Annotated in this window: 15 protein-coding genes and 1 pseudogene; 10 read left to right on the top strand and 6 right to left on the bottom strand. The window is 72.6% G+C overall.

The window, feature by feature from the left end:
* Positions 1 to 122: 122 nt before the first annotated feature.
* The 9 genes from ACZ4MH_RS05560 to ACZ4MH_RS05520 all read left to right on the top strand — a co-directional run bounded on the left by ACZ4MH_RS05560 (position 123) and on the right by ACZ4MH_RS05520 (position 8,549).
* Positions 123 to 1,214, top strand: coding sequence for an acyl-CoA dehydrogenase family protein (locus ACZ4MH_RS05560; RefSeq protein ID WP_351595685.1), 1,092 nt, complete (start codon positions 123 to 125; stop codon positions 1,212 to 1,214).
* Positions 1,215 to 1,246: 32 nt separating this feature from the next.
* Positions 1,247 to 1,660 carry a hypothetical protein gene (locus tag ACZ4MH_RS05555; protein ID WP_351595682.1) on the top strand — a complete coding sequence of 138 codons (414 nt, stop codon included), beginning with the start codon at positions 1,247 to 1,249 and terminating at the stop codon, positions 1,658 to 1,660.
* Positions 1,657 to 2,931 carry an aromatic ring-hydroxylating oxygenase subunit alpha gene (locus ACZ4MH_RS05550; RefSeq protein ID WP_351595679.1) on the top strand — a complete coding sequence of 425 codons (1,275 nt, stop codon included), beginning with the start codon at positions 1,657 to 1,659 and terminating at the stop codon, positions 2,929 to 2,931. The genes ACZ4MH_RS05555 and ACZ4MH_RS05550 overlap by 4 nt, the downstream gene beginning before the upstream one ends.
* Positions 2,921 to 3,466, top strand: a complete 546-nt coding sequence (locus ACZ4MH_RS05545; protein WP_351595676.1) for an aromatic-ring-hydroxylating dioxygenase subunit beta — start codon at positions 2,921 to 2,923, stop codon at positions 3,464 to 3,466. Before ACZ4MH_RS05550 ends, ACZ4MH_RS05545 begins: the two co-directional genes overlap by 11 nt.
* The gene (locus ACZ4MH_RS05540; protein ID WP_351595673.1) at positions 3,463 to 4,242 is read left to right on the top strand and encodes an SDR family NAD(P)-dependent oxidoreductase; all 780 of its coding nucleotides are present in this window, start codon (positions 3,463 to 3,465) and stop codon (positions 4,240 to 4,242) included. Before ACZ4MH_RS05545 ends, ACZ4MH_RS05540 begins: the two co-directional genes overlap by 4 nt.
* A gap of 61 nt (positions 4,243 to 4,303) precedes the next feature.
* Positions 4,304 to 5,266, top strand: a complete 963-nt coding sequence (locus ACZ4MH_RS05535; RefSeq protein WP_351595670.1) for a PDR/VanB family oxidoreductase — start codon at positions 4,304 to 4,306, stop codon at positions 5,264 to 5,266.
* Between the two features lie 79 nt (positions 5,267 to 5,345).
* A complete protein-coding gene (locus tag ACZ4MH_RS05530) occupies positions 5,346 to 5,852 on the top strand; it encodes a flavin reductase (protein ID WP_351595668.1) in 507 nt (168 codons plus the stop codon).
* Positions 5,853 to 5,898: 46 nt separating this feature from the next.
* Positions 5,899 to 7,110, top strand: a complete 1,212-nt coding sequence (locus tag ACZ4MH_RS05525) for an amidase (RefSeq protein ID WP_351595666.1) — start codon at positions 5,899 to 5,901, stop codon at positions 7,108 to 7,110.
* Between the two features lie 110 nt (positions 7,111 to 7,220).
* Positions 7,221 to 8,549 (top strand): MFS transporter, encoded by a 1,329-nt coding sequence (locus tag ACZ4MH_RS05520; RefSeq protein WP_351595664.1) that lies wholly within the window; start codon positions 7,221 to 7,223, stop codon positions 8,547 to 8,549.
* Here the strand turns inward: ACZ4MH_RS05520 and ACZ4MH_RS05515 are convergent.
* Both ACZ4MH_RS05515 and ACZ4MH_RS05510 read right to left on the bottom strand, forming a co-directional pair.
* Positions 8,501 to 8,665, bottom strand: a pseudogene (locus ACZ4MH_RS05515) (peptide-methionine (R)-S-oxide reductase); the annotation flags it as partial. The gene ACZ4MH_RS05520 and the pseudogene ACZ4MH_RS05515 sit on opposite strands and share 49 nt — an antisense overlap.
* Positions 8,666 to 8,858: 193 nt before the next feature.
* Complete coding sequence (locus ACZ4MH_RS05510; protein ID WP_351595661.1) at positions 8,859 to 9,773, bottom strand: LysR family transcriptional regulator; 915 nt, start codon at positions 9,771 to 9,773, stop codon at positions 8,859 to 8,861.
* Positions 9,774 to 9,886: 113 nt separating this feature from the next.
* On the opposite strand from ACZ4MH_RS05510, the gene ACZ4MH_RS05505 reads away from it, so the two are divergent.
* Complete coding sequence (locus ACZ4MH_RS05505; protein ID WP_351595658.1) at positions 9,887 to 10,741, top strand: oxidoreductase; 855 nt, start codon at positions 9,887 to 9,889, stop codon at positions 10,739 to 10,741.
* A gap of 198 nt (positions 10,742 to 10,939) precedes the next feature.
* On the opposite strand, the gene msrB is transcribed toward ACZ4MH_RS05505, so the two are convergent.
* From msrB to ACZ4MH_RS05485, 4 genes are all read right to left on the bottom strand, one after another.
* Entirely contained in the window at positions 10,940 to 11,347 is a 408-nt protein-coding gene (msrB, locus tag ACZ4MH_RS05500; protein WP_351595655.1) for a peptide-methionine (R)-S-oxide reductase MsrB, read from the bottom strand.
* 29 nt (positions 11,348 to 11,376) lie between these two features.
* On the bottom strand, positions 11,377 to 12,774 hold the full coding sequence (gene murC, locus ACZ4MH_RS05495) for a UDP-N-acetylmuramate--L-alanine ligase (RefSeq protein WP_351595653.1): 1,398 nt from the start codon (positions 12,772 to 12,774) through the stop codon (positions 11,377 to 11,379).
* Between the two features lie 139 nt (positions 12,775 to 12,913).
* Entirely contained in the window at positions 12,914 to 13,534 is a 621-nt protein-coding gene (locus ACZ4MH_RS05490) for a response regulator transcription factor (protein ID WP_351595724.1), read from the bottom strand.
* A gap of 89 nt (positions 13,535 to 13,623) precedes the next feature.
* Positions 13,624 to 14,901 (bottom strand): sensor histidine kinase, encoded by a 1,278-nt coding sequence (locus ACZ4MH_RS05485; RefSeq protein WP_351595650.1) that lies wholly within the window; start codon positions 14,899 to 14,901, stop codon positions 13,624 to 13,626.
* Between the last annotated feature and the right edge of the window lie 26 nt (positions 14,902 to 14,927).

Below are 14,927 nucleotides of genomic sequence, written 5' to 3'. Positions count from 1 at the left end.
CCTAATCTGATGGTGAACAGCGGGAAAGGAATCCCGCCCCGCCGATAGGAATTCCCATGACACCTGTGGCAGCACCACCGGCCGGACATTTCGCAGACATTGAACGCGATCCCGTCGCCGGTATGCTCGCGGCGGTCGCCGAGCGCCGCGCCGAGTTCGAGCAGAAGAAGCACGTTCCGCAGGACGTCGTCGACCTGTTCAAGAAGGCCGGCGTCTACCGGGCGGGCGCGCCGCGCCGTTTCGGCGGTGACGCCCTGCCCCCCGGTGAATTCCTCGCACTCGTCGAGCGGATCTCCACCGTGGACGGCTCGGCGGGCTGGGTCGCCAGTTTCGGCTCCTCCCTCACCTACCTCGCCGCCCTCCCCGTGGAGACGCAGGCCGAGATCTACGCCGACGGGCCGGACGTGGTCTTCGCCGGCGGGCTCTTCCCGGTGCAGAAGGCCCAGCAGGTGGACGGCGGCCACCGGGTCACCGGCCGCTGGAAGTTCGCCTCCGGCTGCCTGGGCGCCGACTGGCTCGGCGTCGGCATCCAGGGCGGGCCCGAGAGCTCGGGCAAGCCGCTCACCGCGCTGCTCCGTCCCGACGAGGTCACCGTCGTCGAGAGCTGGGACGTCATCGGCATGCGTGGCACGGGCAGTCACGACCTCGCCGTGGACAGTGTCACCGTTCCCGACAGCCACACCTTCGTACGCGGCGCCGAGCCCACCCTCGACGAACCCCTCTTCCGCTACCCCGTGCTGCCGTACGCCGCCCAGGTCCTCGCCGTCGTCGGACTCGGCGTCGCCCGCGCCGCCCTCGACGAAGCCACAGCGCGCGGCGCCACCGCCGGCCACACCGGCGCCCCCCGCCCGGCCGAACGCGCCACTTTCCGTATCCAACTCGCCCGCGCGGAGGCGCAATTGCGCGCAGCGCGCGCCTTCTTCTACGACACCACCGGGGACGCCTGGGACACCGTCCTCGCCGGCGACCCCGTCACCCGCGAGCAGGCCAGCCTCCTGCGGCTCGCCGCCACCCATGCGGCCGCCGCCGGGGACGAGGCCACCCGCGCCGCCTTCCGGCTCGCCGGGATCGCCGCCATCGCCGATGGCCACCCGCTCCAGCGGCACCTCCGCGACGCCGCGGTCGTCCCCCAGCACGCCTTCCTCCAGGAGGGCATGTACGACGCCGCAGGGGCCGTCCTCACCGGCCTGGACCCGTTCCCCGGCTACCTGTAAGCCCTCCCCCCCGACCTCGGAGGTACTTCCTCGTGTCCGAACCCGCCGCTCCTCCGATGCGCGTGCTCTTCTGCATCGGCGTCAATCAGAACTTCTTCGACCTGCCGACCGGCACCGGCGGCCAGGTGTGGACCGGTGTCAACACCTTCCTCACCGAACTCGGCAAGCTGCCCGGCCTGCGCCCGCTCGGCACCATCGACGACGACCAGACCATGGTCGGCCCGTCCGCCGCCTGGCCCTGGACGTGCTACGTCCTCGCCGAGGCCGACGCGTACCCGACTGTCACAGAGGCCTGCAACCTGCTGCGTACCGTCCAGGTCGGCGAGCACGGGCTCTGGCGTTACCTGCGGATCGAGGCCCGCGTCGGCCGCCCGCTCCCCGAGCCCTGGGCCGACGACCGGCCTGCCGAAGCCGCCGGCCGCCCCATCGAGGAGGCCGGCGCATGACCACCGCGTCCCAGGGGCCCGATGCCGCTGCCCTCGCCGGCACCGACCGAGTCTCCGGCACCCTCTACACCGATCCGGCCCTGCACGAGCAGGAGATGGAGCGGATCTTCCACCGCACCTGGGTGTGGGTCGCCCATGAGAGCGAGATCCCGCGCCCCGGCACGTTCCGTACCGCCTGGGTCGGCCGCCGGCCCGTCATCGTCACCCGCGACCGCAAGGGCGGCATCAACGTCCTGCTGAACCGCTGCCGGCACCGCGGCGCCAGCGTCTGCGATGCCCCCAGGGGCGAGGCCAACGGCTTCACCTGCCCGTACCACGCCTGGTCCTACACGCTCGACGGCACGCTGCGCGGCATCCCCTTCCCGGACGGCTACGAGGGCGTCGCGCAGAAGCAGGACATGCCACTGGAGCGCCTCAAGGTCGGCACGTACGCGGGCATGATCTTCGCGAGTTTCAACCACGGCATCGAACCGCTGGAGGACTTCCTCGGCGGCGCCCGGCTGTGGATCGACCGCTTCATGAAGCAGGGTGCCGGCTTCCCGCTGAAGGTGCGGGGCGAGCACAAGTTCCGGTTCAACGGCAACTGGAAGATCCAGTTGGAGAACACCACCGACTGGTACCACTTCCCGATCGTGCACCGCTCCTGGATGTCCTCCGTCGACGCGGAGACGGCCTCGATGCTGTCGATCATGACCGACGAGACCGCCGTCACCCACGCCCTCGGCAACGGCCACAGCGTCTCCATCTCCGTCGCCGGCCATGCCGACCTGGACGTCGACGACGGCACCGAGAAGCTCCAGGACCGCTTCGGCCACGTCGTCGACGAGCTGTCGAAGACGATGGACCCGGACAGGGTGCGGCGGATCGTGCGCTCGATGCACGGCGCCGGCTTCAACCTGAACCTCTTCCCGAACGTCGCCATGTCGATGTCGTTCTTCCGCGTCCTGCGGCCCCTCGCCGTCGACCGGACCGAGATCCGGCACGTCGCCCTCGGCCTGGACGGCGGCCCGGAGATCGTCAACCGCGAACGCCTGCGCATCCATGAGCACTTCCAGGGCCCCTTCGGCTTCGGCAGCCCCGACGACGCCGAGGCCTGGAACCGCGTCCAGCTCGGCGTCACCGGCGACGCCCCGATGGACATCCTCGTCAACCGCGGCCTCGGCCGTGAGAAGCCCAACAACCTCGGCGAGCCCACCTCGCACGCCACCGACGAGACCGGCATGCGCGAGGCCTACGCCATGTGGAAGAGGATGATGACCGATGGCGCATGACACCGCCACCACCGTGACCGGCAACGGAACTCCCGTTCCGGACCTGCCTGTCGATCTCGGGGACGCCCGGGTCCGCGCCGCGATCGCCCTGATCTGGCACGAAGCGCGGCTGCTGGACGCCAAGGAGTACGGCGCCTGGGACACCCTGTGGGCCCCCGGCGGCACCTACGTCGTCCCGATCGACCCCGACACCACCGACTTCGCCGCCACGCTCAACCTCGTCTACGACGACGACCGGCTGCGACGGATGCGGATCGAGCGGCTGACCGGCGGCTTCTCCCTCTCCGCCGCGGCCGCCGCACGCACCGTACGTACCGTCTCCGGCTTCACCGTCACCGCGCGCGACGAGGACACGATCGAGCTGCGGTCGGCCATGGTTCTCGTGGGCCACAAGCGCGAGGAGACGTTCGTCCTCGCCGCCGACGTCACGCACCACCTGGTGTTCGACCAGCGCGAGAACCCGCGGATCCAGCGCAAGATCATCCGCCTGGTGAACTCCCAGGACGCCGTCACCGCATCGGGATTCCTGCTGTGAGCCCGCGCGGAACCGCCGCCGGCCGGGCGGACGACACCTGCCCCGTCGCCGTCGTCACCGGTGGCGCACGCGGACTCGGCGCCTGCCTCGCCGCTCGCTTCTTCGAGCGCGGCCACCGCGTCGCCGTCACCGATCTCGACGGCGAGGGCGCCCGCCGGACGGCCCACGGCCTCGCCCCGACGGGCGACTCGGCGATCGGCATCGAGCTCGACGTCCGGGACCGTGGCGCCTTCGAGCGGGCGCTCGCCGAGGTCACAGGGCGGTGGGGAACCGTGCACGTCCTGGTCAACAACGCCGGTCTGTCCCGCGCCGAACCCCTCATGGAGATCGGCCCGGAGAGCTTCCGGTCCACCGTATCGGCCAACATGGACGGCGCCTTCTTCGGCTGCCAGGTATTCGGCGGCCACTTCGCCGAGCGCGGCTACGGACGCATCGTCAACATCGCCTCGCTCGCCGGCCAGAACGGCGGCACCGCGACCGGCGCGCACTACGCCGCCGCGAAGGGCGCCGTCGCCACCCTCACCAAGGTCTTCGCCCGCGAACTCGCCCCGCGCGGCGTCACCGTGAACGCGATCTCGCCCGGCCCGCTCGACCTGCCCGTCGTCCGCGAGATGCTCCCCGCCGAGCAGATCGAGCGGATCGAGCAGTCGATCCCGGTGGGCCGGCTCGGACTTCCCGGGTTCATCGCCGACATGGCCGTACTGCTCGCCGGCGAGGAAGCTGCCGCGGTCACCGGCGCCTGCTGGGACGCCAACGGCGGGCTCCACATGCGCTGACCCCGCCCGCTCGCCCCTTCCCACCTCAGAGCCTGTGTCATAACCCCCCGAAGGACGCGCCATGCACACCGTGACGGTGACCGACGTCGTCGAGGAGACGGACGCGGTCAGGCGCTACCGCCTCGCCCGCCCGGACGGCAGCCCGCTCCCCGCCTACCGGGCCGGTGCCCACATCCAGGTCACCGGCCCGACAGGGCTGACCCGCGCCTACTCCCTGTGCGGCCCGCCGGCCGACCCCGGCGCCTACACCATCGCCGTACAACGCGAACCGGAGTCGCGTGGCGGCTCGCAGGCCCTGCACGACAAGGTCGCCGTCGGCACCGAGCTGGGCGTCTCCGACCCGCACAACTTGTTCGCCCTCACCCCGTCCGCCACCGAACACCACCTGGTCGGCGCGGGCATCGGCATCACCCCGCTGCTCGCCATGGCCTACGAGCTGTACGCGGACGGCGCCGCGTTCGCCCTCCACTACGTGGCCCGCGGCGAGGCCGAAGCGCCCTTCGCGCAGACGCTCGCGGAAGCGCCGTTCGCCGGACGCGTCCGGCGCCTCTTCGGCCTGGGCCGTGACCGCACCGCGGCCGCGCTGCGGGACACCCTCGGCGCCCTCCCGCCCGGCAGTCACGTCTACACCTGCGGTCCGGCCGGCTTCATGGACACCGTGACCCGGCTGGCAGCGCACACCCTGCCCGAAGACCACATCCACAGCGAGCTGTTCCGCGCCGACGACGCCGACGACGGTGACACCGATACCGACCCCGGCCGGACCTTCGAGGTCGAACTCGACGGCGAGACGTACACCGTCCGGCCCGGCCGGTCCATCGCCGAGGTACTGGAGGAGCACGGCATCCCGCTCGACACCTCCTGCCGCGAGGGCATCTGCGGCACCTGCGTCCTCCAGGTCCTCGACGGCACCCCCGACCACCGGGACCAGTGCCTGAGCCGGGACGAGAAGGCCGCGGGCGACCGGATCGCCGCCTGCGTCTCGCGCGCCCGGAGCCCGCGTCTCGTCGTCGAGCTCTGGTGAGCCTCCCGCACCCTCCCTCCCGGACTCCGCTGCTCCTCCTGGCTCCTGAAGGATTCCGGCCCTCTGAAGGAAACCCGACATGACCGAACCGAACGCCCTGCCCTCCCGCGACCAGTTCCGCGAGGCCATGGCCCACCTGCCGGCGGCCGTCAGCATCCTCACCACCGACGGGCCCGGCGGCCGCTGCGGAATCACCGTCAGCGCCGTCTGCTCCGTCACCGACACCCCGCCGACCGTCCTGGTCTGCGTCAACCGGTCCAGCGCCATGCACGACGTGTTCCGGACCAACGGCCGGGTCTGCCTCAACGTCCTCGGCGGCGACCAGCGCGACCTCGCCCTGCACTTCTCCGGCGCCACCGACGTCGCCATGGCGGAGCGCTTCGCCTGGGACATCTGGGACCAGGAGGAAACCGTGCCGCTGCTCAACGACGCGCTCGTCGCCCTCGTCGGCACCATCGAGGACAGCAAGTCCATGGGCTCCCACACCGTCCTCTTCGTCAAGGCCGAGCGGGTGCGGACGCAGCCCGGCGCGCACAGCCTCGTCTACTTCAACCGCTCCTTCCACCGCCTGCCCGTCGCCTGCTGACAGCCCGTCCCGCGGTCGTCCCGTTCCCGAAGGAGCAGACCAGCCCATGCCCGCGCCCGTACCCCGTACTGTCGACGACGCGCTCCGGCGGATCGCCGCCACCGAACCGCGCCTGCACGCCTGGACACACCTCGACCCGCACGCGGCCTCCGCCGCCCGCACCGCCCCTGACGGCCCCCTGCACGCGCTGCCCTTCGGCGTGAAGGACATCTATGACGTCGCAGGGCTGCCCACCGAGTGCGGCTCGCCCCTGCGCGAGGGACGGGTCGCCGAGCGCGACTCCGCTCTCGTCGCCCGGCTGCGCGAGGCCGGGGCCGTCCCGCTCGGCAAGACCGTCACCACTGAATTCGCCTACTTCGCGCCCGGCCCGACGCGCAACCCGCACGGCCCGGAGCACACCCCCGGTGGTTCTTCCAGCGGCTCCGCCGCGGCCGTAGCGGCGGGCCACGTGCCCTTCGCCCTCGGCTCGCAGACCGCCGGCTCGCTCACCCGGCCCACCGCCTACTGCGGCACCGCCGGCTACGTACCGCCGGTCGGAGCCTGGCCCACGGACGGCATCCAGGGCCTGAGCCCGACGCTCGACGCCCCCGGGCTCCTCGCCCCGGACGTCGACGCCCTCCTCCCGCTCGTCGAGGCGCTCGACGGCACCCGCCCCGAAGGCGAGCCCGAGCTCGGCATCTGGCAGGCCACCGAACTCGCCGACGTCGACCCGGAGATGACGGCCGTACTCACCGCCACCGCCGAGCGTCTCGGGGCCGAGGCCACCCCCGTCCGCGGCCTCGACACCGGCTACCTCGCCGAGCTGCACGCCTGCGTCATGGCGTACGAGGCAGCCCGCTCCCTCGCCACCGAAGCCCGCACCCCCCACGCGCTCAGCGCCCCGCTCCGCGAACTGCTGACGCGGGGTGCCGCCACCCCCGAGGGCGACTACCGCCTCGCCCTCGACACCCGTGCCGACCTGCGCTCCCGGGCCCTGGCCCGGCTCGACTCCACGGTCGTCCTCGCCCCGGCCGCCCCCGGCGCCGCCCCGCGCGGCCTCGCCGCCACCGGCTCGCCCGTCCTCAGCCGGCCCTGGCAGTTTCTCGGCCTGCCCACGATCACCGTCCCCGGCCACCGCGACCGCAACGGCATGCCCCTCGGCCTCCAGCTCATCGGCCACCCCGGGCAACTCCCCGCGCTCTTCGCGGCCGCCCGCCGCGTCCGGACAGCCACCCGTGCCCTCACCGGCACCACCCCCCGCCCCGAAACCACCGCATGAAAGTCACCGCATGAAAGTCACCGCCAACGGGGCGGTCCCGTACGCCATCCCCGTCCCCCTCCCGTACCCGTAGCCGCTCCGCGACCGACACCCACCCACCGGGAGCCACCGTGAGCACATCCCAAGCCGTCCGGGCCCACCGCCCCATGGGACGGCTCGTCCTCGCAAGCCTCCTCGGCAACGCCCTGGAGTGGTACGACTTCTTCCTCTACGGCACGGCAGCGGCCCTCGTCTTCGGCCCGCTGTTCTTCCCCGGCGCCGACCCGCTCGCCGGCACGCTCGCCTCTCTTTCCACCTTCACCATCGGCTTCCTCGCCCGCCCCCTCGGCGGCCTGGTCTTCGCCCACTTCGGCGACCGCCGCGGCCGCAAGCAGACGCTGGTCGCCACGCTGACGCTGATGGGCGTCGCGACCTTCCTCATCGGCGTCCTGCCCACGTACGCCACGATCGGTGTCTGGGCGCCCGCGCTGCTCGTCGTGGTGCGGCTCGTGCAGGGCATCGCGGCCGGCGGCGAATGGGGCGGCGGCGTTCTTCTCATCAGCGAGAACGCGCCCGCCGAGCGGCGCGGCATGTTCTCCGCCTGGAGCCAGACCGGCGTCATCGCCGGCTTCGCGCTCTCCGCGATCGCCTTCACCGGGGCCCGCACCCTGGCCGGTACCGAAGCGGCCTTCGTCTCCTGGGGCTGGCGCCTGCCGTTCCTCCTCGGCATCGTCCTCACCCTCGTCGGCCTCTACATCCGCTCCCGTATCGATGAGGCCCCGGAATTCGTGACGGCCCGCGCGGAGCAGGCCACCCACCGCATACCGCTGTGGGAACTCCTGCGTACCCAGCGCCGCGAGGTCCTCATCGCGATGGGCGCCCGGCTCGCCGAGAACACCGCCTCCTACCTCTTCCTGGTCTTCGCCCTGTCCTACGGCAAGCAGCTCGGCATCGACGAGACCGTCACGCTGTCCGGTGTCGTCGCGGCCTCGGTCCTGGCGGGCGGCGCCATGGTCGGCTTCGGCGCTCTCTCCGACCACGTCGGCCGCAGGCCCGTGTACATGGGCGGCGCGATCGGGCTCGCTGTGTGGGCCTATCCGTTCTTCCTGCTCATGCAGAGCCGCGAACCCGCCGCGGTCTGGCTCGCCCTGATCGTCGGCCTCGGCCTGTGTCACGCCGCCATGGTCGGCGTCCAGCCCGCCTTCTTCAGCGAACTGTTCACCGGTCCGGTCCGCTACAGCGGCATGGCCCTCGGCCATGAACTCGCTTCCATCCTCGCGGGAGGCGTCTCCCCGCTGATCGCCACCCTGCTCATCGGCTGGACCGGCAACGTATGGCCGGTCGCGCTGTATCTCGCGGCCGTCAGCGCGCTCACCGTCTGGGCACTCGCCGCCTCCCGCGAGACGCGCCCTCACTCCTCATCGGAAACGAGCCGCAGGGAGATCGAGTTGATGCGGTAGCGCTGGTCCGTCGGGGCCGGGCAGCCCTCGCCCACGAAGACGTGGCCGAGCTGGGAGCCGCAGCGGGAGCAGCGCACCTCGGTGCGGAGCATGCCGTGGGAGCGGTCCTCGATCAGCCTCGATCAGTCTCGATCAGCTCGACGGCGTCGGTTCCTCGGGGTTCGCCGGGCTGTGTGCCTGGACAGCTCAGCCAGGAAGCCCGGGCTTGGCCTCTTCGCTGCAGACCAGAGGCTTGCGGGACCGAGCCGGCTTCGGGTCGGAGGTGCCAGGCGGCGGAACGGCCGCGCGGAGCCTCACGAGCGGCCCGGTTCAGGAAGGGACGGCTCCCACCTTTGCCGCCGCGTCCAGGTAGGCCCGTACCAAGGGCCGCTCGTCGTCCCGACGGGCGGCAACCGCCAGTCGGGACGGAGAGACACCCCGGACCGGCACGGCGATCACCTCGTCCCGGACGACCAGCGGGGCGTTGCCGGTAGCCAGTAGTGCCACGCCCTGGCCGTTGGCGACCGCCTCGTGGGTCTCCTCTGCGCTGGCCACCACCCCGCCTATCCGCGGCGCGCGATCGCCCCGGGCGTCCAGGGCCAGCCAGTAGTCCCGCATCGGACCGGCCTCCGGAGGGAGGGCGAGGAACGGCTCGTCCAAGAGATCGGTGAAGTCCACCGCCCCCTCTCGATCGGCCGCGGCCCGCATCGCCAGGGGGTGTCCCTGCGGCAGTGCCACAAGGCGTGGCTCCCGGGCCACCACCGCGTACCGGTAGCGGTCGCCGTCCGGGAGCGGCAGCCAGACGAAGGCGACATCGCTGGACATGTTCGCCAATCCGGCACTGGGGTCGGCCCAGTTGACCTGCCGCAGGACGGGCCGTGCGTCCGGGTACCGGGAGAGCAGCCGGGTCCGCAGGGCGGGCAGCAGCCCGCGGCCCGGGCTGGTGGACATGCCGATGACCAGGGTGTGCCGCTCGGCGGCCCTCGCCTCCTCCACCGCCGCCTCGGCGGCTTCCCAGGCGGCCAGCACCCCGCGGGCGTGCGGCAGCAGGACTTCCCCCACCGCGGTCAGCCGCACCGCCCGCCGGTCCCGGTGGAACAGAGATGCGCCGACCTGCTTCTCCAGCATCCGTATCTGCTTGCTGAGCGCGGGCTGGGAGACGAACAGCCGCTCGGCGGCCCGCGTGAAGCTCAACTCCTCGGCGACCGCGGCGAAGTAGCGCAGATCACGCCCATGGACGTCCATAACTCATGGCTATCACAACGGGTCTTGGACGTGGTCCCGGATCCGGCAAAGGATGGGCGCTGTCGACGGGGAGCCCCCGAACGGCAGTCGACGAGGACGAGGGAGACGAAGAGATGACCGAGAACGGCAAGGTCGGCAAGGTCTGGCTGGTCACCGGCGCGAGCAGCGGTTTCGGGCGGGCCATCGCCGAGGCCGCCCTCGCCGCCGGCGACACGGTGATCGGCACGGCCCGGCGGACCGAGGCGCTGGCCGACCTGGTCGCCGCGCACCCCGACCGGGTGGAGGCGATCGGCCTGGACGTCACCGACGGCGGGCAGATCGACGTGGTGGCCGCGGACGTCCTGGCCCGCTACGGCCGGGTGGACGTGCTGGTGAACAACGCCGGGCGCACGCAGGTCGGGGCCTTCGAGGAGACCACCGACCGGGAGCTGCGCGACCTGTTCGAGCTGCACGTGTTCGGCCCAGCGCGGCTGACCCGGGCGCTGCTGCCGCAGATGCGGGAGCGGGGCAGCGGATCGATCGTGAACATCAGCAGTTTCGGCGGACAGCTGTCCTTCGCGGGGTTCTCCGCGTACAGCGCGACCAAGGCGGCGCTGGAGCAGCTGTCGGAGGGTCTGGCCGACGAAGTGACGCCGTTCGGCATCAAGGTACTGATCGTGGAGCCCGGCGCGTTCCGCACCAACCTGTTCGGCAAGGGCGCGGCCTACTTCTCCCAGGAACACCCGGCGTACGCGGAGAAGGTCGGCGCCACCCGGAAGCTGGTGCAGGGCGGCGCCGGCACCCAGCCCGGGGACCCGGCGAAGGCCGCGGCGGCGATCCGGCTGGCCCTGGACGCCGAGCACACCCCGCTGCGGCTCGCCCTCGGCGGCGACGCGGTGGACTCCCTCGTCGGGCACCTGGACTCGGTACGCGCCGAGCTCGCCGCGTGGGAGAAGGTCTCCCGGGGGACGGACTTCGACACGCAGTGACGGTCCCGCCGGCGCGGGACATTCACGGCGCGGGACCATCAGTGCAGGCAGAGCCCACTCCTCGTCGCTCCCGGCGTCGACAACGCCAGCCGGATCGCGGCCGCCCGCTGACAGCTGGTGGCGATGCTGAGGGGACGGCCGTCCGAGCTGAGCCCAGCGGCGGTGAGGGCGCCGTCAGGCAGAGAGCTGGGCGCCGGCTCACTCCTCGTCCGGCACCAGCCGCAGCGAGATCGAGTTGATGCAGTACCGCTGGTCCGTGGGGGTGGGGTAGCCCTCGCCCTCGAAGACGTGGCCGAGGTGGGAGCCGCAGCGGGAGCAGCGGACCTCGGTGCGGAGCATGCCGTGGGAGCGGTCCTCGATCAGCTCGACGGCGTCGGTGTCCTTGGGGTCGTAGAAGGACGGCCAGCCGCAGTGGCTGGCGAACTTCGTGTCCGAGCGGAAGAGTTCGGCGCCGCAGGCGCGGCAGGAGTAGACGCCGGAGGTCTTCGTGTCGGTGTATTCGCCGACGAAGGCGGGCTCGGTGCCGGCCTCGCGGAGGACGTGGTACTCCCCGGGGGTCAGCTCGGCGCGCCACTGCTCGTCGGGCTTGTCGATCTCGTAGGCCATGTCTCGCTCCTTCGGGCCGGCGTACTGGGTCAGGCGTCGAGGCGGGCGAGGATCTCGGGGCCCAGCTCGGTCACGTCGCCCGCTCCCATGGTGAGAACAAGGTCGCCGGGGCCCGCCATTCCTGCGATGACGTCCGGGACCGCGGACTTGTCGTGCTCGGCGGCGACCGTCGCGCCGGCGGCCTCGGCGGCCTTGATGATCAGGTCGCTGGTCACGCCCGGGATCGGGTCCTCGCGGGCCGGGTAGATGTCCAGGACGACGGAGGCGTCGGCGAGGGCGAGCGCCTGGCCCATCTCCCGGCCCAGCTCCTGGGTGCGGGAGAAGAGGTGCGGCTGGAAGACGACGAGGACGCGGGAGTCGACGGCGGCGCCCCGGATCGCTTCGAGGTCCGCGGTCATCTCCGTCGGGTGGTGCGCGTACGAGTCGATGACCTGGACGCCCTTGGCCTCGCCCTTGAGCTGGAGGCGGCGCTTGACGCCGGTGTAGGAACCGAGCGCGGAGGCGAGGTTGTGCGGCGGCAGGCCCAGGGCGATGCCGGCGGCGAGCGCGGCGACGGCGTTGAGGGCGTAGTGCCGGCCGGGCACGGAGACGGTGAAGGTGAGGACCTTGCCGCTGGCCAGGACGACGCTGACCTCACTGGTCAGGCCGCGCTGGTTGATCTTGAAGACGCGTACGTCCGCGTCCTCGGCCTCGCCGTACGTGACGACGTTCAGGCCCTCGCGGCCGCGGATACGGGTGGTCAGCTCGCGGGCACCGGCGTGGTCCGCGGAGATCACGAGGGTGCCGCCGGGGCGCACCCGGCCCACGAAGGTCTCGAAGGACTCGTAGATCTCGTCCATCGAGGCGTAGTTCGCGTGGTGGTCCAGCTCGACGTTGAGGATGATCGCGACGTCGGGGGTGTACTTGTGGAAGCTGCGGTCGGATTCGTCCGCCTCGGCCACGAAGATGTCGCCCGTGCCGTGCTGGGCGTTGGAGCCGGGCGCGTCGAGGTCGCCGCCGATCGCGTACGACGGCTCCAGGCCGAGGGTGGTGAGGGCGACGGCCAGCATGGACGTGGTGGTCGTCTTGCCGTGCGTGCCGGCGACGGCGATCGGGCGCGCGCCGTCCATGAGGGCGGCGAGGGCGTCGGAGCGGTGCACGACCGGGATGCCGCGCTCGGCGGCGGCGGCCAGCTCGGGGTTGTCCGCGCGGATCGCGGAGGAGACGACGACGCTGGTGGCGTCGGCGGCGAGATGCTCGGCTGCGTGGCCGATGTGGACCGTGGCGCCGGCCTCGCGCAGGGCCAGCACGGTCGCCGACTCCTTGGCGTCGCTGCCCGCGACGGCGGCGCCGCGCTGCGCCAGGATCTTGGCGATGCCGGACATGCCGGCGCCGCCGATGCCGATGAAGTGCGGTCGGTCCATCGCGGCGGGGATGCCGGGTGCCATCGTGACGTCTCCCTGGTCGGTCGGTCTGCTCGGACGGTCGGCCGGCGGTCGCCGGTCAGTGTTGTCCGTCGGGCATGATTCTCGCACCCCCCACTGACAATCCCGGCCACGGCCGGTCGCCCGGCCGCCCCGCGCCGCGTCAGCGCCGGATCAGTCCCTGTGCCGTCGCCGCCGCGACCGCGGACGTACGGGAGTCCACTTCGAGCTTGGTGTAGATGTGCACGAGGTGGGACTTCACGGTCGCCTGGCTGAGGAAGAGCCGCTTGCTGATCTGCGCGTTGGACAGGCCGTCGGCGACCAGCTGGAGCACCTCGGTCTCGCGGCGCGAGAGGGCCGCGGCGGGCGTGCGCATCCGGTCCATCAGGCGCAGCGCGACGGCCGGCGCGAGCGCGGACTTCCCGGCGGCGGCGGTCCGGACGGCGGCGGCCAGCTCTTCGGGCGGCGCGTCCTTCAGGAGGTAGCCGGTGGCACCGGCCTCGATGGCGGCGAGGATGTCGGCGTCGGTGTCGTACGTGGTGAGCACCAGCACGCGCGGCGCGCCGTCCCGGGCGGTGATCTCGGCGGTGGCCTGCGGGCCGCGCATCTCACCGGCGAACTGGAGGTCCATGAGGACCACGTCGATGCCCGGCCGCGCCGCGAGCGCCACGGACTCCTCCGCCGTGGGCACGTCGGCGACGACCTCGAAGTCCGGCTCGGTCTCCAGCACGGCCCGCAGCCCGGCCCGCACCACGGGGTGGTCATCGGCCAGGAGGAGCCGGATGCGGCCGCCTTCGGGGGCGTTGTCGTCAGGGGCGTCGCTCTCTGGGGCGTTGTCCTCAGGGGCGCGGTCGCTGGTCCGCGGGGTGTCGGTCACGGGGCCTGTTCCGGGAGTGGGGTGGAGGTCGCGGCCTCGGGGGCCGGGGCAGCCGTGGGCAGGGTTACTGCCACGGCCGTGCCCTCCCCCGGTGTCGATTCGACCACGAAGGTGCCGTGCAGGGCGCGGGCCCGGGCGCGCATCGCGGCGAGGCCGAAGCCGGAGCCCGCGGTGTCCGTGCCCGGGGCCGGGACCTCGGACGGCCGGAATCCGGTGCCGTCGTCGACGACATCGAGGGCGACCTCGGTGTCCATGTAGCTCAGCGTCAGCTCGGCCCGGGTCGCCGCGGCGTGCTGCACGGTGTTGGCCAGCGCGGACTGGGCGATGCGCAGCAGGGCGACCTCCTGCGGGGTGGGCAGTTCCGCGGGCGTACCGGACACGTGGCAGTGCACGGCGAGGCCGCTGGTACGCGCCGTAGTGGCGCACAGCCGTTCGAGGGTGGCGGGCAGCGAGCCGTGTTCCAGGCCGGGCGGAGTGAGGGCGCGTACGAAGCGGCGGGCCTCGGCGAGGTTGTCGACGGCGGCCTCACGGGCGTGCCGTACGTGGCCGAGCGCGCTGTCGGGACGGTCGGGCAGGACCCGTTCCGCGGCCCGCAGCAGCAGCTGGATGCTGGACAGGCCCTGGGCGAGGGTGTCATGGATCTCGCGCGCGAGGCGTTCGCGCTCGGCCAGGACGCCGGCGGTGCGTTCGGCGGCGGCCAGGTCGCTGCGGGCCGCGGTGAGCTCCTCGATGAGGCGGCGGCGCTCCTCGCTCTCCCGGTACAGCGCCTGGTACCCGAGGACGACGGCGACCGCGACGGCCGCCCCGAGTGCGGGCCCGAGGACGGTACCGATGGTGAAGGTACGGGCGTGCCACCCGAAGCCGCCCACGGCCACGGCCGTGGTGGCCACGACGAGGGGCAGCGCCCACCTCAGGGGCAGCAGGTGGAGCTGCACGAAGAAGAGCGGGAAGGCGAGCCATACGCCGTCCGGGGTGAGCAGGACCAGTACGGCCCATACGGCGAGTACGGCGGCGAGCCAGAGGGCGGCGGCCACGGGGGCCGCGGAGACCTTCGGGAGGACGGGCCCCAGTGCGTACACGAAGGCCAGCACGACGGCCGCTCCGATGACGGCCGGCGTGTCGGGCGCGTGCTCGGCGGCCGCCCGGATCGCGGCGAGGGCCAGCAGCGCGGCGACCATCAGGTGCAGGCACAGGCGCAGCACCCGGAGGACGGGGGTGAGGGAGTGCGGGTTCACGACAGCATCAAGGCTAGGCGGCGCCCCGTACGGCGGCATCAACCGAAAGGTTGACCGGGTCGGCG

The organism is Streptomyces sp. NPDC026301 (assembly GCF_055567935.1).
The sequence above is the reverse complement of the archived record's forward strand: the minus strand, read 5'-3'. Positions and strand labels throughout refer to the sequence as shown.

Bases quoted from the DNA above. Each gene is read 5' to 3' on its own strand.
- ACZ4MH_RS05550 (WP_351595679.1), top strand. From the start codon at position 1,657: ATGACCACCGCGTCCCAGGGGCCCGATGCCGCTGCCCTCGCCGGCACC.
- msrB (WP_351595655.1), bottom strand. From the start codon at position 11,347: ATGGCCTACGAGATCGACAAGCCCGACGAGCAGTGGCGCGCCGAGCTG.
- ACZ4MH_RS05535 (WP_351595670.1), top strand. From the start codon at position 4,304: ATGCACACCGTGACGGTGACCGACGTCGTCGAGGAGACGGACGCGGTC.
- ACZ4MH_RS05545 (WP_351595676.1), top strand. From the start codon at position 2,921: ATGGCGCATGACACCGCCACCACCGTGACCGGCAACGGAACTCCCGTT.
- ACZ4MH_RS05505 (WP_351595658.1), top strand. From the start codon at position 9,887: ATGACCGAGAACGGCAAGGTCGGCAAGGTCTGGCTGGTCACCGGCGCG.
- ACZ4MH_RS05485 (WP_351595650.1), bottom strand. From the start codon at position 14,901: ATGCCGCCGTACGGGGCGCCGCCTAGCCTTGATGCTGTCGTGAACCCG.
- ACZ4MH_RS05510 (WP_351595661.1), bottom strand. From the start codon at position 9,773: ATGGACGTCCATGGGCGTGATCTGCGCTACTTCGCCGCGGTCGCCGAG.
- ACZ4MH_RS05525 (WP_351595666.1), top strand. From the start codon at position 5,899: ATGCCCGCGCCCGTACCCCGTACTGTCGACGACGCGCTCCGGCGGATC.
- ACZ4MH_RS05560 (WP_351595685.1), top strand. From the start codon at position 123: ATGCTCGCGGCGGTCGCCGAGCGCCGCGCCGAGTTCGAGCAGAAGAAG.
- murC (WP_351595653.1), bottom strand. From the start codon at position 12,774: ATGGCACCCGGCATCCCCGCCGCGATGGACCGACCGCACTTCATCGGC.
- ACZ4MH_RS05530 (WP_351595668.1), top strand. From the start codon at position 5,346: ATGACCGAACCGAACGCCCTGCCCTCCCGCGACCAGTTCCGCGAGGCC.